The organism is Kitasatospora sp. NPDC032757, from assembly GCF_055579305.1.
The window spans coordinates 12,737-33,654 of sequence record NZ_JBVINN010000010.1 but is presented as its reverse complement, the minus strand read 5'-3'; the positions used below and the strand labels follow the sequence as shown (position 1 = coordinate 33,654).

Sequence of the window (20,918 nt, the reverse complement as noted above, 5' to 3'; positions counted from 1 at the left end):
CTGAGCCCCGAAGACGTGAGCCCCGGAGCCGCGGGCTCCGAGACCGCCGGCACCCGCCTGCCGGCCCCCAGCAGCCCCCCACGAGAGACGGACCGCCTCATGCTCCGGCAGCACCGGCCGCTGGCCTACCCCTTCGAACCGCTCGGGCTCGAACTCCACCCGAGGTACGCCGAGTTGCGCGGCCGGTCGCTGGCCCGGATCCGGCTGCCGTACGGCGACGGCGCCTGGCTGGTCACCCGCTTCGAGGACGTGCGCGCGGTGCTCGCCGACCCGCGCTTCAGCCTCGCCGAGGCGATGGGCCGCGACCAGCCCCGGATGCGCCCGGTCGCCCGCACCGGCGCCGGCCTCTTCTCCACCGAGCCGCCCGAGCACACCCGGCTGCGCTCGCTGGTGGCACGGGAGTTCAGCGCCCGCCGGGTCGAGCGCCTGCGCGCCCGGGCCGGCGAGCTGGCCGGGGAGCTGGTGGACGCCATGGTCGCCGCCGGCCGGCCGGCCGACCTGGTCGAGGACTTCGCCGTCCCGATGCCCACCACCATCATCTGCGAGGTTCTCGGCATCCCCGCCGAGGATCACCGGATGCTCTGGCACTGGGCCGAGACGGTGCTCTCCGCCGTCGCCCCCGGCGAGGTGCTCGCCGTCGAGGGGCAGGCGTTCATCGAGTACATGGCCGGGGTGCTGGACCTTCGTGGCCGCGAGCCGGGCGAGGACCTGCTGACCGTCCTCGTCCGGGCCTGCCGCGAGCAGGGCCTGATCACCGAGGAGGAGCTGCTCTCGATCGCCTGCGACCTCCTGATCGCCGGCTTCGTCTCCACCACCAACCAGATCGGCAACTTCTTCTACCAACTCCTGGTCAACCCGGAGGAGTTGCGCTGCCTTCAGGAGCGGCCGGAGCTGATCCCGAAGGCCGTCGAGGAGCTGATGAGGTACGTCCCGCTGCTCACCGGCTTCAGTCTGCCCCGGTACGCCACGGCCGACGTCCAGCTGGGCGGGGTGACCATCCGGGCCGGCGACGCGGTGATGATCGCCACCGCCGCCGCCAACCGCGACCCGGAGGTCTTCGCGGAGCCGGAGCGCCTGGTGCTGGACCGCCCGGGCAACCCGCACATCGGCTTCGGCCACGGCGTCCACTACTGCATCGGCGCGCACCTGGCCCGGCTGGAGCTCCAGGTGGCCATCGAGACGGTGCTGCACCGGCTGCCCGGCGTGCGGCTGGCCGTTCCCGAGGGCGAACTGCGCTGGAAGGCGGACGCCATGGTCAACGGCCTGCAGGCGCTCCCGGTGACGTGGTGACGCGGCGACCCGGTGACGTGGTGACGCGGCGACCCGGTGGCGAGGTGACGCGGCGGGGCGGCGGGGCGGTGACGCGGCGAGGCGGTGACGCAATGACGGAGCGTCAGGAAATGCCAGGAGCGACGAGGAAGGCCAGGGAATTGGCACGGGACACAGCGACAGGACGCCGGGAGTCGATGATCATCATCGGCGGCGGCCTCGGCGGCCTCTCCACCGGCTGCTACGCCAGGATGAACGGGTACGGCACCCAGATCTTCGAGATGCACGAGATCCCCGGCGGCTCCTGCACCGGCTGGGACCGCAGCGACTTCACCTTCGACTGGTGCATCAGCTGGTTGCTCGGCAACGGCCCGGGCAACGAGATGTACCAGATCTGGCTGGAGCTCGGCGCCCTCCAAGGCAAGGAGATGCGGCACTTCGACGCGTTCAACGTCGTCCGCGGCCGGGACGGCCGGGCGGTCTACTTCTACTCCGACCCGGACCGGCTGGAGGCCCATCTGCTGGGCATCTCCCCGGCCGACGCGGCCCCGATCCGGGAGTTCTGCAACGGCATCCGGACCTTCCGCAAGGCGCTGGCCGTCTACCCGTTCCTCAAGCCGGTCGGCCTGATGGGCCGGGTCGAGCGCTGGCGGATGCTGGCCTCGTTCCTCCCGTACTTCACCACCATCCGCAAGTCGATCACCGTGCTGATGACGGACTACTCGCAGCGGTTCCGGGAGCCGCTGCTGCGGGAGGCGTTCAACTTCATCCTCTACGAGAAGCACCCGGCCTTCCCGGTGCTGCCGTTCTACTTCCAGCTCGCCTCGCACGCCAACCACGCCGCCGGGGTGCCGGAGGGCGGCTCGCTCGCCCTGGCCCGGTCGGTCGAGCAGCGGTACCGGAAGCTCGGCGGCGAGATCACCTACAACGCCAAGGTCGAGGAGATCCTGGTCGAGGACGACCGGGCGGTGGGCGTGCGGCTCAGCGACGGCCGGGAGTACCGGGCCGACATCGTGGTCTCCGCCGCCGACGGCCACACGACCGTGATGAAGCTGCTCAAGGGCCGCTACCTGAACGACACCTACCGCAGGCTCTACACCTCGCTGATCGACGAGCCGGGCCAGCTGTCGCCCGGGTACGTCTCCCTCTTCCTCGGGCTGCGCCGGCCCTTCCCGGAGGGGGAGCCCTGCACCACCTACCTGCTGGGCGAGCGGGAGACGGCCGGGCTGACCGGCATCCGCTGCCCCAGCATGAACGTGCAGTTCCGCACCCGGCACTACCCGGAGCTGGCGCCCCGGGAGTCCACCGTGGTGTTCGCCACCTACTTCTCCGACATCGGCCCCTGGCGGGAGCTGCGCGAGGGCCCGGAGCAGTCCTCCCGGGTGCGGCGCGGCGAGGAGCTGCACACCCTGCCCGTGAAGCACGGCCGGGAGTACATGGCGGCCAAGCGGAGGGTGCGCAACGGCATCGTCTCCTTCCTGGACGAGCGGTTCCCCGGCTTCAAGGACGCGGTCGCCGTCGCCGACGTCTCCACCCCGCTCACCCAGGTCCGCTACACGGGCGTCTACGACGGCACCTTCCCGGGCTGGAACCCGTTCGTGGAGGGCAGCGAGACCGTCGAGCAGGAGATCAAGAAGAACGGCCCGGTGCTGCCCGGGCTGGGGAACTTCTACCTCTCCGGCGTCTGGGCCACCATCGGCGGCCTGATCCGGGCGGCCGCCGCCGGCCGGCACGTCATGCAGTTCGTCTGCCGCGACGACGGCGTGGAGTTCACCGCCGACATCGACCTGAGCGCGCCGCCGCCCACCCATCTGATCCTCCCGGTCGGCCGGCCGCCGCAAGAACAGGCCGGACCGGCCGAGGAGATCCCGTCCACCAGCACCGTATCGACAGGGGCCCTGGCATGAAGATCGAGAAATGGGTGGTCAGCGAGCACCTCGAAGGGGTGCCGGACGTCAACCGGATCTACCGGAAGGTGGTCGAGGACGTCGAGATCGGCCTCCGTCCGGACGAGATGCTCTTCCGGACGAGGTACGTGTCGGTCGACCCGTACCAGAGCGGCCTCGCGCTGGAGACGCCGATCGGCGACCACATGGGCGGCGACTCGATCATGGAGGTGCTGGAGGCCGGGCCGGAGGCGGCGTTCCGGGTCGGGGACCTCGTCCAGGGCTTCGGCGGCTGGCGCAGCCACGTCGTCCACAACGGCGCCGAGGAGGTGTGGAAGACCGGCGTGTTCCCGATGGTCTTCCCGGCCTACCGGCGGCTCGACCCGGCCTGGTACGACGAGGAGCTGCCCGTCTCCACGGGGCTCGGCATCATGGGAGCGCCCGGGATGACGGCCTGGGGCACGCTCACCAAGTTCATGACCGTGCGCCCCGGCGACACCGTGGTGATCAGCGGTGCGTCCGGCTCGATCGGCACCCTGGTCGGCCAGCTGGCCAGGCGCGCGGGCGCCGGGCGGGTGGTCGGCACCACGGCCTCGCCGGGCAAGGCCGCGTACCTCAAGGAGCTCGGCTTCGACGAGGTGGTGCTGTACGACCAGGCCGACGACGCCGAGACGGTCCGCGAGGCGCTGCTGTTCGCCGCCCCCGACGGCATCGACCGCTACTTCGACAACCTCGGCGGGACGGTCACCGACGCGGTGTTCACCATGCTCAACGTGAACAGCCAGGTCGCCGTCTGCTGGCAGTGGGCGACCACGGTGAACGGCGAGCTGACCGGGCCCCGGCTGCTGCCGTACATCATGTTCCCGCGCACCACGATCCGCGGGATCTTCGCCCAGGAGTGGTTCAACGAGCCGGAGCTGGCGGCGATGCACGCGGACCTCGGCGGGCTGGTCCGGCGCGGCGAGATCCGCTACCACCAGACCGTGCACAAGGGCTTCGACGCGATCCCGCAGGCCTACCGCAGCCTCTACGTGGACCGCGAGGCCAACCGGGGCAAGGTGCTGGTCGAGGTCTGAGCCCGGCAGGCGGGAGGGGCCGGTCGGCACCTCCCGCCCCGGGGGTCACGCACCCCGGAGGGTCACTCGTCGTCGAGGTCCAGGCCGCCCGCGTCGCTGCCGTCCGGGGTGCCGCTGATCGCGTACCCCTGGCGGCGCGCCTCGTAGCAGGCCACCGTCGCGGCGGCGGAGACGTTCAGCGAGCCGACCCGGCCCAGCTGCGGGACGAAGACCACCTGGTCGCAGAGGGCCAGCGCGTCGGGGGTGATCCCGCGGTCCTCGTGGCCCAGCACGAAGGCGACCGCCGGGGTCAGCTCGGCGGCGAACATCGGCACCGCCTCGTCCGCCAGCTCCAGGCCGACCACCTTGAAGCCGTCCGCCTTGGCGGAGGCGACCGCCTCGGCCACGGTGGGGAAGTGCTCCACCTTGAGGTACTTGTCGGTGCCCATCGCGGCCTTCTGCGCGCCGGACGACCGCACCGACGGGGTGTCGCCGGTCAGGTACAGCTTCTCGGCGCCCATCGCGGCGGCGGTCCGGACCACCGAGCCGACGTTGAACGGCGACTGGAGGTTCTCCAGGATCAGCGCGAGCCGGAACTCGTTGCTGCGCCGCCACTGGCGGTGCAGCCGCTTCAGTTCGGTCCCGCGGAGCTGCTTCACGACGTCGTACCTCGTCCACTCTCGGGGCCCGCACCCTCGGGGCGGGGCCGCGCTTCCAGAATCCGGAACCCGCTGACCGAGGTGACCCGGCCGGTCGGGTAGCCCTGGTCGTTCAGCCACTTCTGCAGCGAGTCCGAGCCCAGGTTCTTCTGCACCACCAGGAACGCCGAGCCGTCCGGGGTCAGCCGGCCGAGCCACTGGTGCAGCAGCCGGCGCAGGGCGGCCTTGCCGATCCGGATCGGCGGGTTGGAGTAGATCGCCGCGAACCGCAGGTCCTCGGGGACGTCCTCCGGCAGCGACGCCTGCACATTGCCCAGCCCGAGCGACTCCGCGTTCAGCCGGACCAGCTCCAGCGCGCGGGTGTTCACGTCCACGCCCCAGACCGGCAGCCGCTTGCGCCGGCTCGCCCAGGTCAGGGTGATCGGGCCGTAGCCGCAGCCGACGTCCAGGATCGGGCCGCGGACCCGCGGCGGCGGGGCGTGCTCCAGCAGGACCCGGGTGCCCGGATCCAGCCGGTTGCGGGAGAACACCCCGGCGTCGGTGGTCAGTTCCAGGGTGAGGTCCGGCAGGGTGACCGTGATCGGACGGCGCTCGCTGGCGACCTCGGGTGCACCGGTGAAGTAGTGCGAGCCGGACATGATTTCCCCGTCGTTCGTAAGGCTTCGGGGCCACCGGGTGGGTGTGGGTAAGCCCTGCTGGTACGCGACTGATCGTACCCCCGGCGGCCCGGGCCCCGGCAGCGCGGGAGAAGGGGCCGTGCTGCCGGGACCGTGTCGTCCGTGCGGTCCGTGCGGTCCGTGTGGTCCGTGTGGTCCGTGTGGTCCGTGTGGTCCGTGCCGTCCGGGCAGCCCGCGCCGTCCGTGCCGTCGCGGGGGACCCGGCAACACGCCGGGCGGCGGGTGGCGCATCGCGCCCGGGCGGCCGCGGACGGATACTTCGAGTACCCGGGGCGGGCCCGTGGGAGCCTCCCAGCAGCGAGGACGGATGCCATGCCGCAGAATCACGAGGACTACCTGGACGAGGTCGCCGAGGTGGTGGAGCCGGACGACGAGGCCGAGGAGGGCGACGAGTACGACGAGCTGGCCGAGCGCCGCGCCCTCGGCGCCGACCCGGCCACCGAGGTCGCCGACGTCGCGGAACAGAGCCGGATCGTCCAGCTCGACGAGGACGAGTACCGGGAGTAGGGACGTGCCGGGGGTGGGCACGAACCGGGGGTGAGTGCGTGCCGGGGGCGGGCGCCTAGAGTGCGCCGCGCCGCTGGAGCCAGGCGAACGCCGCCCAGCCCGGCAGCACCGGCAGGACGAGGGTCAGCAGGCGGAAGAGCGCGACCGCGGCCAGTGCGCCGCCCTCCTCCATCGACGCGGTGTGCTCCATCAGCGTCACCAGTGCGCTGTCCACGGCGCCGGCCCCGCCCGGGGTCGGCGCCGCGTTGCCGACCGCGTTGCCGATCAGGAAGACCACCGCCACCGAGGCGAAGGCCGGCTCCCGGCCGACCGCCCGGGCGCAGCAGTACAGGCACGCCACCAGGCAGAGCGAGACCAGCAGCTGCCCGGCGATGCCCACGGCCAGCCGCCGGGGGCTGCGCAGCAGCTCCAGCAGCCGGGGCAGCACCTCGGAGGTCAGCGGCCGCAGCCGGGCGGTCAGCCACCGCCGGGCCGCCGGCACGGCGGAGACCCCGGCCAGCAGCACCACTGCGCCGGCCAGGCCGCTGACCACGGCCGGCAGCGCGTCCAGCTCGGAGCCGCCGGGCTCCATGCCCAGCAGGTAGACGAAGGCACCCAGCTGCAACAGGTGCAGCACCAGGCCGAAGAGCTGGCCCACGCCCACGCTGGACAGCGCCTGGGCGGTCGGGAGGCCGGCCCGCTGGAGGAACCGGGTGTTCAGGGCCACCCCGCCGACGCCGCCGGGCGAGACCAGCTTCACGAAGGCGCCGGCGACCTGGGCGAGGACGGCGTGGCGGAAGTCGAGCCGCTCGGGGACGAAGCCGACGAAGCCCATCGCCGCCGTGAAGTGGCTGGCCGTCGCGGCCAGCAGGGCGAGCACCAGCCAGAGCGGGTCGGCGTCGGCGATGGTGGCCACGGGGTTCTGCTCGCTCGCGAACAGCTGGGGCAGCAGCAGCCACCCGGCTGCCACGCCGCCGCACACGGCCAGCAGGGTGCGGGGGCGCAACCGCTCCAGCTTGACCGCCCGCGCCGGCGCCTGCGGCCGGGTCCGGAGGACCTCGGCGCGGATGGCGTCCAGCAGCTCGACGGGCGGTGGCGGGGGAGCGGCGGGCCGGGTCGCCGCGGCCCCGGGACCGGCCGGGCCGGCGGTGGCGCGCCGGGCGGCCGCGTCGCGTTTGAGGGCGCTGCGGGTGGTGCGGGCGAGCGCGATGGGCTGGAGCAGCGGCAGGGCCGCGCCGACGGCGTCCGGGCCGAGGACGGCCACCGCGCTGCGCACGGCCCGCTCGGCGCCGGTGCGCAGGGCGAGGGTGGTGAGCAGCTGGGCGATGTCGCACTGCAGGACGAGTTCGCTCGCCGCGATGTCACCGTCCGCGAGGTCGACCAGGTGCACCGCGCCGGTCTCGTCCACCAGCAGTGAGGAGGGGACGAGTGCGCGGTGCGAGATCTCGCGGCGCTGGAGCAGCGAGAGCTGGGTCCAGGCGTCGGTGAGCAGCGCGTCGGTCAGTTCGTCGTCGGCGAGCCGGTCCAGGGTGCGGCCGGGCAGGTACTCGTAGGCGACCAGGGCGGTGTCGCGGCCGAGTTCGACGGTGACGGCGATCCGGCGGGTCCGGACGCCGGCGGCGACGGCCGCGTACGAGACCAGGGCCTCGTGCTCCAGCCCGGTGCGCAGCGAGCGCAGGGCCCGCGGGTGCGGGGCGGTGCGCAGCCGCAGCCGGCGCCAGACGCGCTGGACCAGGGCGGCGGTGACGGCCTGGCGGTCGAGCAGCTGGACGTCGAGGTCGGGGCGGCCGGCCTCCTGGCGGACCAGGTAGCGGTCGGGGCCGGCCGGGCCGGCGCTGACCGGGCGCAGCCCCGCCCCGCGCAGGCTGCGCAGGAGCTCGGCGGGCCGGGGCCGGGGGTCGGGGGTGCCGACGGCGTAGCGGGTGCCGTGGGCGGTGGTCCAGCCGATCAGCAGGCCGAGCAGCACCGCGGTCGGGGTGGCGTACCCGGCGGCCAGTCCGGCGAGGCCGGAGACGGCGAGGAGGACCCGGGGGCCCCTGAGTTCGCGGGCTCCGGAAGCGGTGAGGAAGGCGAGGACCGGGGCGAGGTAGCCGTAGACCGGTTCGGTGTGGGCCGCGTAGCTGTAGACGGGCCCGGAGTGGGCGAGGCCGTCGACGGGCAGCGGCAGGGTGAGGGCGGTCAGCAGTGAGCGCGGGGCGGCGCCGTCGATCAACAGGTCCAGGGCCAGCGAGATCCCGTAGGCGAGGACGGCGGCGAGCAGTCCGTCGCAGAGGTGCTGGAGGGTGCGCCTGCGGTCGGTCGCCGGGATCAGGAGCCGGCGGACCGCCGAGTACGCCGGGACGAGCAGCAGGGCGGCGGTGGAGAGCCCTCCGGCGATCGCGGGGAGCGGGACCGGCACCAGCAGGACGGCCTGGGCGACGTCGGAGGCGATGCCGCTGGTCGTGGCGCGGGCGTACTCGGAGAGCAGCAGGGTGAGGGCGAAGGCGGTGAGGCCGACGAGGAGCCGGATCAGCGCGACCGGCTGGCGGATCCGGCCGGTGCCCGCCGGGCCGGTGCCGGACGATCCGGTGCCCGCCGGGCCGGTGCCCCCGGGGTGGGAGATGCCGGGGGCGCGGGTGTCCGGGCCGGAGGCATCCGCGGGGGGATGGGTGTCCGGTATGTCCGGCGGAGCGCCGGGGCCTGCCTGCCCCGGTATGCCGCCCGCCCGGGCACCGCCGGTGTCGCTGTCCGTTCCCCCCGTTACAACCGCCACGGTTGGCATGCTCCCACGGCGCCGTCCGGGCCCGCCGGGGAACCGGGCGGACGGCCCTCGTCAGGCCTGCCGGGTCGGCAGGGCGACCAGGTGGCGCAGGTTGACGTGCCGGGGGCGGGTGACGGTGTAGCCGATCAGGTCGGCGATGTCGTCGGAGGTCAGCGCGGGGATCGCGGCGAACATCCCGCCGAGCTGCTCGCGCAGCACCGGGTTGTCGATGTGCCCGCCCAGCTCGGTGTCGGTCAGCCCGGGCTCGATCGCGCTGACCCGGACGTCGCGCGGGCCCAGCTCGCTGCGGAGCGCGGCGGAGAGCTGGGTGAGTGCGGCCTTGGTGGCGCCGTAGACGGCGTAGTCGGGGAAGACGACGTGGGAGGCGATCGAGGAGACGTTGACCAGGTCGGCGGTCCGGCCCTCGGCGGCGGCCGCGGTGAGGTCGGCCGTGAAGGCGCGGACGATCCGCAGCGCGCCGGTGAGGTTGGTGTCGATCATGCGGGTCCACTCGTCGATCCGGCCGTCGGCGAGGGGGTTGGGCAGCATCACGCCGGCGTTGTTGACCACCAGGTCGACCGGGCCGTACGCGTCGTGCACGGCCTTGGCGGCGGCGTCCACCGAGGCCTGGTCGGTGATGTCGGTGGTGACGGCGATCGCCCGGCCGCCGGCGGCGGTGATCTCGGCGGCCAGCGCGTCCAGCCGCTCGGTGCGGCGGGCCAGCAGCGCGACCCGGGCGCCGCCGGTGGCGAGCAGGCGGGCGGTGGCCTCGCCCATGCCGCTGGCGGCTCCGGTGACGACGGCGGTGCGGGTGGCGAGGGCGGGGTAGCTCATCGGGTGCTCCTGAGTGGTTCCGTCGGGGCTGACGGGAGCAACTCTGCGCGCACCGCGGCCGGTCACCCAGGGCTGCGCCGCACCCGGGAAAGCCCTTCCTGGGACAGCGCAACCTGGGAAAGCCAGTACCACCCTCACGGCGGCCCTCCCGGTCTACGCTGCCGGGCATGGAGAACACCGTCGGGGACTTCCTCCGCTCGCGCCGTGCCCGGATCCGGCCCGAGGAGGTGGGTCTGCCCTCGCACGGCCGCCGCCGGGTGCAGGGGCTGCGCCGCGAGGAGGTGGCCCAACTCGCCGGGGTCAGCGTCGACTACTACGTCCGGCTGGAGCAGGGCCGCGGCGGCAGCGCCTCGGACGCCGTGCTGGACGCGGTGGCGCGGGTGCTGGGGCTGGACGAGGTGGAGGCCGCGTACCTGCGGTCGCTGGCCCGTCCGGCCCGGCCGGCCGCCGCGCCGCGGGGCCGTCGGCAGGTGCGGGAGGGCACCCGGCTGCTGCTGGACCTGATGCCCGGGGTACCGGCCTTCGTGCTCGGCCGCCGCATGGACGTGCTGGCCTGGAACGACCTCGGCGACGCCGTGAACGGTTTCTCCGCACGCTCGTCCGGCGAGGCCAACGCGGCCCGCCACACCTTCCTCGACCCGGCCGCCCGGGAGTTCTACCCGCAGTGGGAGGCGGTGGCGGCCGAGACCGTCGCCTACCTGCGGCTGGACGCCGGCCGGTACCCGCAGGACGCCCGGCTGGCCGCGCTGGTGGGCGAACTGTCGGTGCGCAGCGAGGACTTCCGGCGGCTGTGGGCGGACCACCAGGTGAAGCAGAAGACCCACGGCGTCAAGCTGATCCGCCATCGGCTGGTCGGTGAACTCGACTTCGGCTACGAGACGCTGGCCGTCAACGGCTCCCCCGACCAGCTGCTCGTCGTCTACACCGCTCCGCCCGGCTCTCCGACCGCGCAGAAGCTGGCCCTGCTGGGGAGCTGGACGGCGCAGGACGCCCCGGCCGGGGGAGCCCCGGCGCAGGACGCCCCGGCCGCCGCGGACTGACCCGGGGGCGTGTCCGACCTGCGGGGCGTGTCTTGGGCGGTGGGCCGGGGCGGCCGTCACTACCCTGCGTGCATGAGCGCCTGCGAAGACCTCACCGCGGCACCCCGGGACATCGAACCCCTCCCGCCGGCGGACGGCTGCGCCGACTGCCTGGCCCAGGGGCGCCGGGACTGGGTCCACCTGCGGGTCTGCCTGGACTGCGGCCACATCGGCTGCTGCGACTTCTCGCCGCAGCGGCACGCCACCGCGCACTTCCACAACAGCTCCCACCCGGTGATCCGCTCGTACGAGCCGGGGGAGGACTGGCGCTGGTGCTTCGTCCACGAGGTCATGGGCTGAGGGCGTCCTGGGGCGTACCCCGGAGGTTCCGGAACGGGCGAGGTGGCAGGGCGGCCGAGGTGTAGGGCGGCTAAAATCCGGACATAACGCCCGTGCGGTCCTCCCGGCCGACGCTCGTTCGGCCGGTGGCCGCCGAAGGGAGGCCGACGATGACCAAGTCGATGCCGAGCAGCACCCACAAGCTCCGCCGGGGCACCCAGGAGCTGCTGGAGCGCCGGGGCATGGCGATGAGCCCCAAGTCGCTGCCACCACGGCTGCGCACCAACGCGCCACCCGCGGCCAGCGCCGGGGCCGGCTCCGCCTTCCGGCACGGCGGCCGTGACGCCGAGGTGGCGGCGATGCACTCCGCCCCGGCGATGCACTCCGAACTGAAGGGCCACCGCCACCGCGGTGCGGAGAAGCACTCCGCGCACTGAACCACCGCACGCCTGATTCACCGTGCGCGCTGGACCACCGCACGCACTGGACCACCGCGCGCGGTGAGCCACCGCCCGCAGTGAACGACTGCACACCGGGCCATCGTGCGTGCCGAAGCACCCCGCGCGGACAACCACCGCGCGCGCTGGACCACTCCGCGCACCGGGCGGGACGCAGCCGTCGGGGGCGGGGGCCGAGCACGGGCCCCCCCCCCCGACGGCTGCCCGGGCGCCGGCCCCGGGATCACTCGGGGTCGGCTCCGGGGCGTCTGGGGGGCCGTCCCGGATGGCCGCCGCGCCGCACTCCAACAGACTCGTTCCCGGACAGAGCACGAGCCGCCGGACGAGCCACAGTTGGAGACCAGACCGATGAACACCGCTCAGCGCAACCGCCGTTGGACCGCCCTCGCCGTCTCGGGTGCCCTGCTGGCGGCCGTCGCGGCCGGCGCCGCGACGCCGGCCCTGGCCGCCGACCGGGCGCCGGGCAGCGCGAGTTCGGCCGACGCCGCCGTCCGCCTGGCCGGTCCGCCCGACCGCGAGGCGCTGGCGAAGACGCTCGCCGGCCTGCCGGACGACGGCATCACCGGCGCGCTGGTCCGGGTCGACGGCAGGGGCGGCCGGTGGGCCGGCACGGCGGGCGACGTCCCGGCGGACGCCCGGTTCCGGATCGGCAGCATCTCCAAGGTCTTCACCGCCACCGTGGTGCTCCAGCTCGCCGCCGAGCGGAAGCTCGACCTGGACGGCACCGTTCAGCAGTACCTGCCCGGGCTCCTCCCGGCGTCCTACCCGCCGGTCACCGTCGGCCAGTTGCTCGACCACACCAGCGGTCTGCCGGGCGGTGGCGGCCTCACCTCCGGGGACGGCACCGAGAGCTGGTTTGCCGCCCACAAGGCCGACTCCTGGACGCCCGCCCAGGTGGTCGCGGACGCCGTCCGGCAGCCGATGGGCTTCGCGCCGGGCACCGCGCAGCAGTACAACGGCATCAACACCTTCGTCGCCGGGATGGTCGTCGAGAATGTCACCGGCCACACCTTCGCCCGGGAGGTGCAGACCCGGATCGCCCGCCCGCTGGGCCTGCGCGACACCGTCGTCCCGGACCGCGACGACCTCACCCTGACCGGTCCGCACGCACGGGTGTCCGTGGACGTCGGCGGCCCGCAGGGCCCCCGGCAGCTGGTGGACGTCACCGAGCAGAGCCCTTGGCCGTGGGCGGAGGGCGGCATGATCTCCTCCGCCGCCGACCTGGACCGGTTCATGACGGCGCTGCTCCGTGGCCGGCTGCTGCCGCCCGCCCAGCAGGCCGAGCTGTTCGACGTCCCGGACGTGCCCAACCACCGCAACAAGAACTGCGAGATCGGCCCGACCGCCGGTCACGCCTGCTTCTCCAAGGGCCTGATGAGCGCCACCCTGCCCAACGGCGTCGTGGTCTGGGGCAAGACCGGCTCCCGCCCCGGCTACACCAGCGGCGTCTTCGCCACCAAGGACCTCAGCCGCAAGGTGGTCTACTCGATCAACCCGACCGGCATCTCCGGCGCCGAGTTCCCGAAGATGTGGGAGATCGTGACGACCTCCTTCGGCTCCGGCCAGAAGTACGGGGACCAGCCGGAGTAGGGCCGTTGTCGGTGGGCTGCGGTACGTTCGTGCCGATCACTGGCGGTGTGGCGGACACGGGGGGCACGCGATGGCCGAGCTGATGACGGAGGAGCCGGTCGAGTTCCAGCTGGAGCGCCACCGGACGGAGCTGACCGGCTACTGCTACCGCATGCTCGGCTCGGTCTTCGAGGCCGAGGACGCGGTGCAGGAGACGATGATCCGCGCCTGGCGCGGCCACCGGGGCTTCGAGGGCCGGGCGGCGCTGCGCTCCTGGCTGTACCGGATCGCCACCAACGTCTGCCTGGACGCGCTGAACGGCCGCAACGGCCGGGCCCGTCCGATGGACCTGGCCGGCCCGTCCACCGTGGCCACCGCGACCGGGAACCAGTTGCCCGAGGTGACCTGGATCGGCCCGGCGCCGGACGGCCGGGTCCTGCCCGAGACGGGGGACCCTGCCGAGGTGGCCGCCCAGCGCGAGTCGGTGCGGCTGGCGTTCGTCGCCGCGCTCCAGCGGCTGGCGCCGCGGCAGCGGGCGGTGCTGATCCTGCGCGAGGTGCTCGGCTGGAGGGCCGCCGAGGTCGCCGAACTGCTCGGCGTCACCGTGGCGTCCGTCAACAGCGCGCTCCAGCGGGCGCGCTCGGTGCTCGCCGCGGACGCCTCGGCGGCCCGGCCGGCGCCCGTGCTGGACGAGGACCACCGGGCGCTGCTCTCCCGCTACGTCTCGGCCTTCGAGGCGTACGACATGGACGGGCTGGCGGCGCTGCTGCACGAGGACGTCACGCTCAACATGCCGCCGTACGAGCTGTGGCTGACCGGGCACGCCGATATCCGCGAGTGGATGCTCGGCCCGGGCCACGGGTGCCGGGGCTCGCGGCTGGTCCCGGTGGAGGCCAACGGCAGCCCGGCCTTCGGGCAGTACCGGCCGAGCCCGGAGGGCGGCCACGAGCCGTGGGCGCTGATCGTGCTGGAGGTGTCAGAGGGCCGGATCACCGGGCTCACCAACTTCCTCGACACCGACGTGCTCTTCCCGCTCTTCGGCCTCCCGCCCCGGCTGGACGGGTAGTCCGGGCTCGACCGGCAGCCCACGCGGTCCGGGCTGTGCGGGCAGTCCCGGTTGGACGGGTAGTCCGGGCTCGACCGGCAGCACGCCGGTCAGGCCGGTGAAGGCGAGCAGCTCCCGCAGGGGGCCGCTCGCGTTCGTCAGTACCACCCGCACGCCGTGCCGGGCGGCCGCGAGCCGGAGCCGGGCGAGCGCGTCGACGACGGCCAGGTCGGGGGTGGTGAGGGCGCCGACGTCGCAGGTCAGCAGTGGGTCGGACGGGGTCTTCCGGTTGGTGTTCACGGAGCTTGGACCGCGCCGGCGGGCGTGGCTCATCGGCCCGCCGGGAGATTCCCGCAGGAATTTCCGGTGGGAGCGATGCGTGGCACAGTGGGCGGCAGTTGCCCCTGCCCCGGAGGAGGACCGCCGTGACGGCCGAGCCGTTGAAGTCCAAGGAAGAGTGGCTGGCGTCCCTGCCGCGGGTCTACGCGGCAGCCGGGTGCGTGCTGCGGGACGCGTCGGGGCGGATTCTGATCGTGAAGGCCGGCTACCGGGAGCACTGGCAGTTCCCGGGCGGCACCATCGACCTCGGCGAGGGGCCGGCCGAGTGCGCCGCGCGGGAGCTGACCGAGGAGACCGGGCTGGTGCGGCCGGCCGGTGACCTGCTGGCGATCTCCTGGACCCATCCCTCCGCCGAACTCGACCACCCGGCCGAGCATTTCCTCTTCGACTTCGGCACCGTCCCGGACGGCACCCCCGTGACCGTCCCGGCGGGTGAACTGGACGACTACCGCTGGGCCGGCGACGAGGAGGCACTCGAACTGCTCGGCCCGGCACGGTCCCTGCGGCTGCGGGCGGCGATGGAGGCGGCCGCCGACGGGCGGGTGCGGATCATCACCACCCACGTGTCCGGCTTCTGACGACGGGCCCGAGGCCCCCGGTCGCGCCGGGGGCCCGGGTGGGTCGGTCAGCCCTGCTCGGTGGCGCGCGCCGCGATGTACGCCGCGACGGCCTCCGAGGTGAAGGTCTCCGCCTCGGCCTTGTCCACGCCGAGGTCGGCGAGCGGGCCCGCACCGTTCTCCTGCTCCAGCAGTGCCAGCAGGATGTGCTCGGTGCCGACGTAGTTGTGCCCCAGCTTGAGCGCCTCGCGGAAGGTCAGCTCCAGCACCTTCTTGCCCTCGGCGTCGTAGGGGATCAGCCCGGGCGCCTCGCCGGAGGCGGCCGGAAGGGTCGCGGTGACCGCCGCCCGGACGGCGTCCGGGGTGAAGCCCTGGGCGGCCAGCGCCCGGACGGCCAGGCCCTCCGGCTCGGCGAGCAGGCCGAGCACGAGGTGCCCGGTGCCGATCTCGGTGTTGCCGGCCCGGCGGGCCTCCTCCTGCGACTCCATCACCACGTGCCGGGCCCGGGGGGTGAACCGGCTGAAGCCCTGGCTGGGGTCGAGGTCGGAGGGCGTGCCCGGGTCCTTGGGGACGAAGCGCTTCTGGGCGGCCTGCTTGGTGACGCCCATGCTGCGGCCGATGTCGGTCCAGGAGGCGCCGGAACGGCGGGCCTGGTCGACGAAGTGGCCGATCAGGTGGTCGGCCAGGTCGCCGAGGTGGTCGGCGGCGATGACCGCGTCGGAGAGCTGGTCGAGCGCGTCGCTGTGGACCTTCTTGATCGCGTCGATCAGGTCGTCGAGGCGCAGCGGAGTGGTCTGGGGGACGATGGGGTTCTCCATGCGTCAACCGTAGGTTGTCGACCCAAGGTGCGTCAACTATCGGTTGACGATGTTTGGAGTTGTGTTCCGAGGCGTGCCGCCCGGCGGCCGGCGCGTTTCCGGCGGTCGGTCGACCCGCGGGTCAGAGGGCCAGCTTGAACCCGTCGTGGCTGCGCTCGAAGCCGAGCGAGGCGTAGAAGCGGTGTGCCTCGGTGCGGCGCTTGTTGCTGGTCAGCTGGACCAGCGTGCAGCCGCGGTCGCGGGCCCGCCCGACGGCCCGGGTCAGCAGCTCGCGCCCGAGGCCGGCGCCCCGGCGGTCGGCGCGCACCCGGACGGCCTCGACCAGTGCGCGCTCCTCGCCGTGCCGGCCGAGCCCGGGGATGTAGGTGAGCTGGAGGCAGCCGAGCACCGTGCCGTCGCCCTCGTCCAGGATCATCAGCTCGTTGCGGGCGTCCTCCTCCACGGCGGCGAAGGCGCGGGCGTAGGCCTCGTCGACCTGCACGGTGGCGGGGTCGATCACCCGCTCCTCGTCGGCGAGCAGGGCGATGACGGCGGGCAGGTCCCGGCGGGTGGCGGTACGGAAGATCACGCCCGGAGTCTGCCAGAGCGGATCCGGCCTGCCGGGCCGGGGTCCGATGGTCGGGCGGGGGTCTGTCGGTCGGGCCGGTTCCCGTCCGCGGGGCCGGATCCCGGCCCGTCGGAGGCTCGGGTGACCGGCCTCGGCCGTCGGCTCCGGTGGCGGGCTACGAGGGCAGCAGCCGGGCGCGGACGGCGGCGAGGTCGGCCGGGTCGACGCCGGCGGCGAGCAGGTACCCGGCCGGGTCGAAACCGTCGAGGGTGGCGTGCAGGGCGGCCTCGGCGGTGGTGCCGGCCTCGGCGAGCACCGCGTCGATCCGGAGGTGCTGGTCCGGCAGGCCGAGCATTCCGTACAGCGGGCGGACGTTGGGCGCGCTGAGCAGGTAGTCGGCGACGATCTCGGAGGGCTCGACGCCCGCGAGCGCGAGCAGCAGCAGGGCGGCGAGGCCGGTGCGGTCGCGGCCGGCGCCGCAGTGCACGACCAGCCCGCCGGGGCGGGCGCCGGCGATGGTGGTGACCAGTTCGGCGGCGGCGTGCGCGCAGTGGTCCAGGTAGGGGCGGAGCGCGAGCGGGGTGCCGTCCAGCCTCCCGTACGTCTCCCACCAGGCGGAGCCGGCCAGTTCGTCCAGGGGGACGCGGATCAGCTCGACGCCGTCGGGGAGGGGGAGGAGCGGCTTGTACTCCTCGATGTTGCGCAGGTCGACGACGGTGCGCATGCCGTGGTCGAGGAGGGCGTCCCAGCCTTCGGCGGTGAGGCGGTCCAGGTTGTCGGCCCGGACGATCGCGCGGTGGGCGGTCCGGGTGCCGTCGGTGGTGCGGAGGCCGCCGAGGTCGCGGACGTTGAGGCAGCCGTCCCAGACCAGCGTGCGGTCCTCGGTGGTGGTCAGCGTGTGCGTCCGGCTCATCAGGATCCCCGTTTCTCGCGGGGGTCCGTTACCCCCTCGTTATATGAGGACTATCGGGATGGTCGGATGGTTCCTGAATTGTGCGACCCGGCGTCAGCAGCATTCCGGGAAAGCATTCCTCATGGATGGTCGGGTCAGCAGGCGGTCGGCTCGGCGGCCTCGGTGCGGACCAGCTTCTCCATCGGGTCGGCGGCGGTCCGGCCGAGCACCGAGCCGGCGACGATCGCGCCGATCAGGAGGACGGTGGAGAGCCAGGCCATGGTCGACACCGGCAGGGTGAAGGCGCCGACCACACGGGCCACGCACTCGGTCAGCAGGGCGGCGCCCCAGATCCCCGAGAAGAGGCGCTCGTAGCGGCGGAACGTGCGGGAGCCGGCCGCCCGGCCGTCGGCCAGCCGCTGCCACGCGGCGGAGCGGGCCCGGTCGCCCTTGGTCAGGAAGGGCATCAGCATCGGCGACATCAGCGGCCGGCCGATCAGCGCGGAGAAGAGGATCGCCAGCGCGAGGCTGCCGCTGAGCGCGCCGTCCTTGGCGAGCATCAGCCGGGCGTCGCCGGTGACGGTGGTGAGCGCCAGGCCCACGAGGTTGACGCCGAGCATCATCGACGCCCACAGGTTGAGCTTCCGCTCGCGGACCAGGCCGACGACGGTCCGGGCGGCCGGGACGGCGCCGCTCCAGGCGAGGGCGGCGAACTCGCTCATGCCGAACGCGGAGTGCAGCAGGTAGTAGCCGGCCAGCGGGGCGGCGACGTCCAGGGCGAGCGGGCGGAGGCCGGCGGCGACCGGGTTCGGCGCCTTGGCGGTCTCCCGGGTGGCGGCCGGGGCGGCCGGGGCGGTGGCGGCGGTGCTGGCGGCGGTGGTGGCAGTGGTGGCGGCGGGTGCGCTGAGGGTCTGGCTCATGGTGGGTTCCTCCCCGGACTGGCTGGTCGGCCTGCGGGCGGTGCCCGCGTCGTGCCTCCAGTTTTCCGGGCCGACCCTCCGTCAGAGCAGTGTCGTCCGTTGCGGGATCCGCATGACGGTTGTCACGGTCCGCGTCATGACAGCGCCGCCGGCCTGCGCGTTCACCCGTCATCGGGGTCGAAGGCCCAGAGCTCGCGGCCGCGCGTGTCCCCGCAGTGCACCGCGTGGAAGCGCTCGTCCCGCACGGAGGGGAAGCCGTGCGCGACGCCCTTCAGGACCGTCCGCGCGACCGCGTCCGCCCGGGTCCGGGCGCCGGTCAGGACGAGCTGCCTGTCGGCCGGCTCGGCATCCCGGAGGGCAAACGGGTGCTGTACGCCCCGACCTGGCGCGAGGTGGTCGCGCAGGCCTCTCGCGCAGAGCTCCTGGGCGGTCGTCGTCGCGGTCTCGGTCCCTGGCGGGCTCGTGACCCGGCGTGCCGGTGGGCACCCCTTCGGGTCGGGAGGTGGCGGTGGCAGCAGGGCGCGGCCGCGCCTCGGGGGCCGACGGCGGTCGCGGTGGCGGCCGCGGCACGGGACGTGCGCGGCCGTGCCGGGCCGGCCTGGGCATGGGTCCGTGCACGGGGCCGGGCACGGACCGGCCCCCGTCGGCGGCGGGGTCGCACGGTCCGGCGAGGGCGGTGGGGCGGGTCGGTCCGGCGGGGTGGGTCCGGACTGCTTCGCCCACCTGCAACGTTGGCAGGAGGGGACCGGCCGGGCTGCGGGCGAAGGCCGGTGACCTGCGGGACCTTGGGCCCGGCGCGGTGCCGCCCTTGGTCCGGAACGGCCGGCGGCCCGGCGCGGTGACGGCCTGGAACGGCCCGGTCACGGGGTGCCGCAGCCGCCCGGCCGAATCGGAGCCGGTCGCCCGGATGGCGCATGATGTGGCGGGTGCAGAGTGCAGATCGCCCCGGAGCGGGCACCGACAGCGCCGTCGGCCGGTCCGGACCGGTGCCGACGTCGGGCCCCCCGCCCGGCCCCCCGTCCGCCCCGTCCCCGGGGACCGCTCCCGCCGACCTGTCGGCGGCGGTGAGAGCCGCGCAGGACGGCGATGAGGAGGCGTTCCGGCTGCTGTTCCGCAGCGTGCAGCCGGGCCTGCTGCGCTATCTGCGGGTGCTGGTCGGCGGCCGCCCCGAGGACGCCCAGGACGCCGAGGACATCGCCTCCGAGACCTGGCTGCAGATCGCCCGCGACCTGCGGGCCTTCTCCGGCGACGGGGACGGCTTCCGCGGCTGGGCCGCCACCATCGCCCGCAACCGCGCGCTGGACCACCTGCGCGCCCGGCGCCGCAGACCGGTCGCCGACCTGCCGTTCGAGTACCTCTCCGAGCTGGCCGGCGGGGACGACACGGCCGGCGCGGCGCTGGCCTCCGTCGGCACGGCGGACGCGCTGGCGCTGATCTCCCGGCTGCCCCGCGACCAGGCCGAGGCGGTACTGCTGCGGGTGGTGATGGAGCTGGACGCGGAGAGCGCCGCGCGGGTGCTCGGCAAGAGGTCCGGCAGCGTGCGGATGGCCGCGCACCGGGGGCTGCGCCGGCTGGCCAAGGTACTGGAGCAGTCCGTCGCGGCGGGCGTGGGGATTCCGGCGCAGCAGCCGCCGGCCGGGTCGTCCGGGCAGCCGACCCGACCGGTGGCGGGGCAGGTCGGAAAGGACGAGAAAAAAATTCCTCCGCAGGGTGTGACAGAACGCCGGGCCGCGACGCTGAAGGACATGAGATGAGCACCAACCGATCCCGTCGGATCGACCGCGACACGGCCGAGCAGCTGCTCGGCGGCGCCGTAGGCGGACCGTCGGCCGGGCAGGACGCCTCGCTCACCGGACCGGACGCCGGCACGGGGGTCGCCCACGTGCTGGCCGCCGCGGCCGCCCCCGCGGCGGCGGGCGAACTGGCCGGGGAGGAGGCCGCCCTGGCCGCGTTCCGGGAGGCCCGTCTCGCGCCTGTACCTGCCGTACCCGCCGCACCCGCACCCGTCCGGAGACGATCGATGGCAACCGCCGCGCTGGCCAGGGCCTTCAGCACGAAGGCCGTTGCCGTCGTGCTCGGAGCCACGGCGCTCGGCGGTGTGGCGGTCGCGGCCGGCACGGGCAACCTGCCGTCCGCACTCGGCGGCGGGTCGGGCGGGCTGGACCGGTCGCGGGTCGTCCCGCCCGTCACCGGCACGTCTGCCGCTCCGGGGACGGGCTCCGGCACGCCGGGCAGCTCGGCGGGGCGCCCCTCCGCAGGCCCGTCGACAGGCGGTCCGTCCGCTGGTGGCCCCGCCCTGGGCGGTCCGTCCACCGGTGGGTCGCCGTCCGCGGGCGCGTCCGCCGGGCCGGGGAAGCCCTCGGCGCCGGGCGCGTCGTCCCCCGCGGAGACCCGGGGCGGCCAGCCCCAGGCCGCGGTGGTCACCCTCTGCCGCGGGTTCGCCGACCGGACGGGCAAGGGCGAGCGCCCGCGCCTGCTGGTCGCGGACCCGCAGTTCGGCGCGCTGGTCGCGGCGGCCGGCGGTCCGGACAAGGTGGAGGACTACTGCGGGGAGGTGCTCCGGCGCTTGAGCGACGACGACCGCCAGAGCACCACCCCGAAGCCCCGCAGCAGCAGCGACGGCGGCGGCTCCGGTGGCGGCGACGGGAAGAGCGGCGGTACCGGTACCAAGGGCAGCACGAGCACCCCGGCACTGCCCGCCGTACCGACACTCCCCGACGTCCGCCCCAAGCCGGACCGCACGGACAGCTCCACCGACCCCTCACCCAAGAGGTAACCCCCCAAGAACTCCGGATGGGCGGCGAGCGAA

Annotated in this window: 21 protein-coding genes; 12 read left to right on the top strand and 9 right to left on the bottom strand. The window is 74.4% G+C overall.

Annotated elements, in window-relative coordinates; translation table 11 throughout:
• The first annotated feature begins 99 nt into the window (after positions 1-99).
• The 3 genes from ACZ5WK_RS14725 to ACZ5WK_RS14715 all read left to right on the top strand — a co-directional run bounded on the left by ACZ5WK_RS14725 (position 100) and on the right by ACZ5WK_RS14715 (position 4,231).
• Positions 100-1,290 carry a cytochrome P450 gene (locus tag ACZ5WK_RS14725; protein ID WP_465547707.1) on the top strand — a complete coding sequence of 397 codons (1,191 nt, stop codon included), beginning with the start codon at positions 100-102 and terminating at the stop codon, positions 1,288-1,290.
• A 176-nt stretch (positions 1,291-1,466) separates the two neighbouring features.
• Positions 1,467-3,176: a phytoene desaturase family protein gene (locus tag ACZ5WK_RS14720; protein WP_465547809.1), complete on the top strand. Its 1,710-nt coding sequence runs from the start codon at positions 1,467-1,469 to the stop codon at positions 3,174-3,176.
• The gene (locus ACZ5WK_RS14715; RefSeq protein ID WP_465547706.1) at positions 3,173-4,231 is read left to right on the top strand and encodes an MDR family NADP-dependent oxidoreductase; all 1,059 of its coding nucleotides are present in this window, start codon (positions 3,173-3,175) and stop codon (positions 4,229-4,231) included. The genes ACZ5WK_RS14720 and ACZ5WK_RS14715 overlap by 4 nt, the downstream gene beginning before the upstream one ends.
• Positions 4,232-4,293: 62 nt before the next feature.
• Here ACZ5WK_RS14715 and ACZ5WK_RS14710 read toward each other — a convergent pair whose 3' ends face one another.
• Both ACZ5WK_RS14710 and ACZ5WK_RS14705 read right to left on the bottom strand, forming a co-directional pair.
• Positions 4,294-4,869: a TrmH family RNA methyltransferase gene (locus tag ACZ5WK_RS14710; protein WP_465547705.1), complete on the bottom strand. Its 576-nt coding sequence runs from the start codon at positions 4,867-4,869 to the stop codon at positions 4,294-4,296.
• Positions 4,866-5,507: a class I SAM-dependent methyltransferase gene (locus ACZ5WK_RS14705; RefSeq protein WP_465547704.1), complete on the bottom strand. Its 642-nt coding sequence runs from the start codon at positions 5,505-5,507 to the stop codon at positions 4,866-4,868. Before ACZ5WK_RS14705 ends, ACZ5WK_RS14710 begins: the two co-directional genes overlap by 4 nt.
• A gap of 351 nt (positions 5,508-5,858) precedes the next feature.
• Between ACZ5WK_RS14705 and ACZ5WK_RS14700 the strand changes: the two genes are divergently transcribed.
• Positions 5,859-6,053, top strand: a complete 195-nt coding sequence (locus tag ACZ5WK_RS14700) for a hypothetical protein (RefSeq protein WP_396322016.1) — start codon at positions 5,859-5,861, stop codon at positions 6,051-6,053.
• A 55-nt stretch (positions 6,054-6,108) separates the two neighbouring features.
• On the opposite strand, the gene ACZ5WK_RS14695 is transcribed toward ACZ5WK_RS14700, so the two are convergent.
• Complete coding sequence (locus tag ACZ5WK_RS14695) at positions 6,109-8,784, bottom strand: lysylphosphatidylglycerol synthase domain-containing protein (protein ID WP_465547703.1); 2,676 nt, start codon at positions 8,782-8,784, stop codon at positions 6,109-6,111.
• A 60-nt stretch (positions 8,785-8,844) separates the two neighbouring features.
• A complete protein-coding gene (locus ACZ5WK_RS14690) occupies positions 8,845-9,606 on the bottom strand; it encodes an SDR family oxidoreductase (protein ID WP_396322014.1) in 762 nt (253 codons plus the stop codon).
• Between the two features lie 167 nt (positions 9,607-9,773).
• Between ACZ5WK_RS14690 and ACZ5WK_RS14685 the strand changes: the two genes are divergently transcribed.
• The 5 genes from ACZ5WK_RS14685 (at position 9,774) to ACZ5WK_RS14665 (ending at position 14,057) form a co-directional block, all read left to right on the top strand.
• Positions 9,774-10,646, top strand: a complete 873-nt coding sequence (locus tag ACZ5WK_RS14685) for a helix-turn-helix transcriptional regulator (RefSeq protein ID WP_465547702.1) — start codon at positions 9,774-9,776, stop codon at positions 10,644-10,646.
• A 72-nt stretch (positions 10,647-10,718) separates the two neighbouring features.
• The gene (locus tag ACZ5WK_RS14680) at positions 10,719-10,985 is read left to right on the top strand and encodes a UBP-type zinc finger domain-containing protein (RefSeq protein ID WP_396322012.1); all 267 of its coding nucleotides are present in this window, start codon (positions 10,719-10,721) and stop codon (positions 10,983-10,985) included.
• 149 nt (positions 10,986-11,134) lie between these two features.
• Positions 11,135-11,401: a hypothetical protein gene (locus tag ACZ5WK_RS14675; RefSeq protein WP_396322011.1), complete on the top strand. Its 267-nt coding sequence runs from the start codon at positions 11,135-11,137 to the stop codon at positions 11,399-11,401.
• A gap of 369 nt (positions 11,402-11,770) precedes the next feature.
• Entirely contained in the window at positions 11,771-13,012 is a 1,242-nt protein-coding gene (locus tag ACZ5WK_RS14670; RefSeq protein ID WP_465547701.1) for a serine hydrolase domain-containing protein, read from the top strand.
• 70 nt (positions 13,013-13,082) lie between these two features.
• The gene (locus tag ACZ5WK_RS14665) at positions 13,083-14,057 is read left to right on the top strand and encodes a sigma-70 family RNA polymerase sigma factor (RefSeq protein WP_465547700.1); all 975 of its coding nucleotides are present in this window, start codon (positions 13,083-13,085) and stop codon (positions 14,055-14,057) included.
• Here the strand turns inward: ACZ5WK_RS14665 and ACZ5WK_RS14660 are convergent.
• The gene (locus tag ACZ5WK_RS14660) at positions 13,968-14,336 is read right to left on the bottom strand and encodes an STAS domain-containing protein (protein ID WP_465547699.1); all 369 of its coding nucleotides are present in this window, start codon (positions 14,334-14,336) and stop codon (positions 13,968-13,970) included. The two genes, ACZ5WK_RS14665 and ACZ5WK_RS14660, sit on opposite strands and share 90 nt — an antisense overlap.
• A 125-nt stretch (positions 14,337-14,461) precedes the next feature.
• Between ACZ5WK_RS14660 and ACZ5WK_RS14655 the strand changes: the two genes are divergently transcribed.
• Complete coding sequence (locus ACZ5WK_RS14655) at positions 14,462-14,953, top strand: NUDIX domain-containing protein (protein ID WP_465547698.1); 492 nt, start codon at positions 14,462-14,464, stop codon at positions 14,951-14,953.
• 47 nt (positions 14,954-15,000) lie between these two features.
• Here ACZ5WK_RS14655 and ACZ5WK_RS14650 read toward each other — a convergent pair whose 3' ends face one another.
• The 4 genes from ACZ5WK_RS14650 to ACZ5WK_RS14635 form a co-directional block, all read right to left on the bottom strand.
• Positions 15,001-15,750, bottom strand: coding sequence for a Clp protease N-terminal domain-containing protein (locus ACZ5WK_RS14650; RefSeq protein WP_465547697.1), 750 nt, complete (start codon positions 15,748-15,750; stop codon positions 15,001-15,003).
• A 121-nt stretch (positions 15,751-15,871) separates the two neighbouring features.
• On the bottom strand, positions 15,872-16,318 hold the full coding sequence (locus ACZ5WK_RS14645; RefSeq protein ID WP_465547696.1) for a GNAT family N-acetyltransferase: 447 nt from the start codon (positions 16,316-16,318) through the stop codon (positions 15,872-15,874).
• 154 nt (positions 16,319-16,472) lie between these two features.
• A complete protein-coding gene (locus ACZ5WK_RS14640; protein ID WP_465547695.1) occupies positions 16,473-17,210 on the bottom strand; it encodes a tyrosine-protein phosphatase in 738 nt (245 codons plus the stop codon).
• Between the two features lie 134 nt (positions 17,211-17,344).
• The gene (locus tag ACZ5WK_RS14635; RefSeq protein ID WP_465547694.1) at positions 17,345-18,109 is read right to left on the bottom strand and encodes a VC0807 family protein; all 765 of its coding nucleotides are present in this window, start codon (positions 18,107-18,109) and stop codon (positions 17,345-17,347) included.
• Positions 18,110-19,173: 1,064 nt separating this feature from the next.
• Between ACZ5WK_RS14635 and ACZ5WK_RS14630 the strand changes: the two genes are divergently transcribed.
• Positions 19,174-19,863 carry an RNA polymerase sigma factor gene (locus tag ACZ5WK_RS14630; protein ID WP_465547693.1) on the top strand — a complete coding sequence of 230 codons (690 nt, stop codon included), beginning with the start codon at positions 19,174-19,176 and terminating at the stop codon, positions 19,861-19,863.
• Positions 19,860-20,885, top strand: coding sequence for a hypothetical protein (locus ACZ5WK_RS14625; protein WP_465547692.1), 1,026 nt, complete (start codon positions 19,860-19,862; stop codon positions 20,883-20,885). Before ACZ5WK_RS14630 ends, ACZ5WK_RS14625 begins: the two co-directional genes overlap by 4 nt.
• The last annotated feature ends 33 nt before the right edge of the window (positions 20,886-20,918 follow it).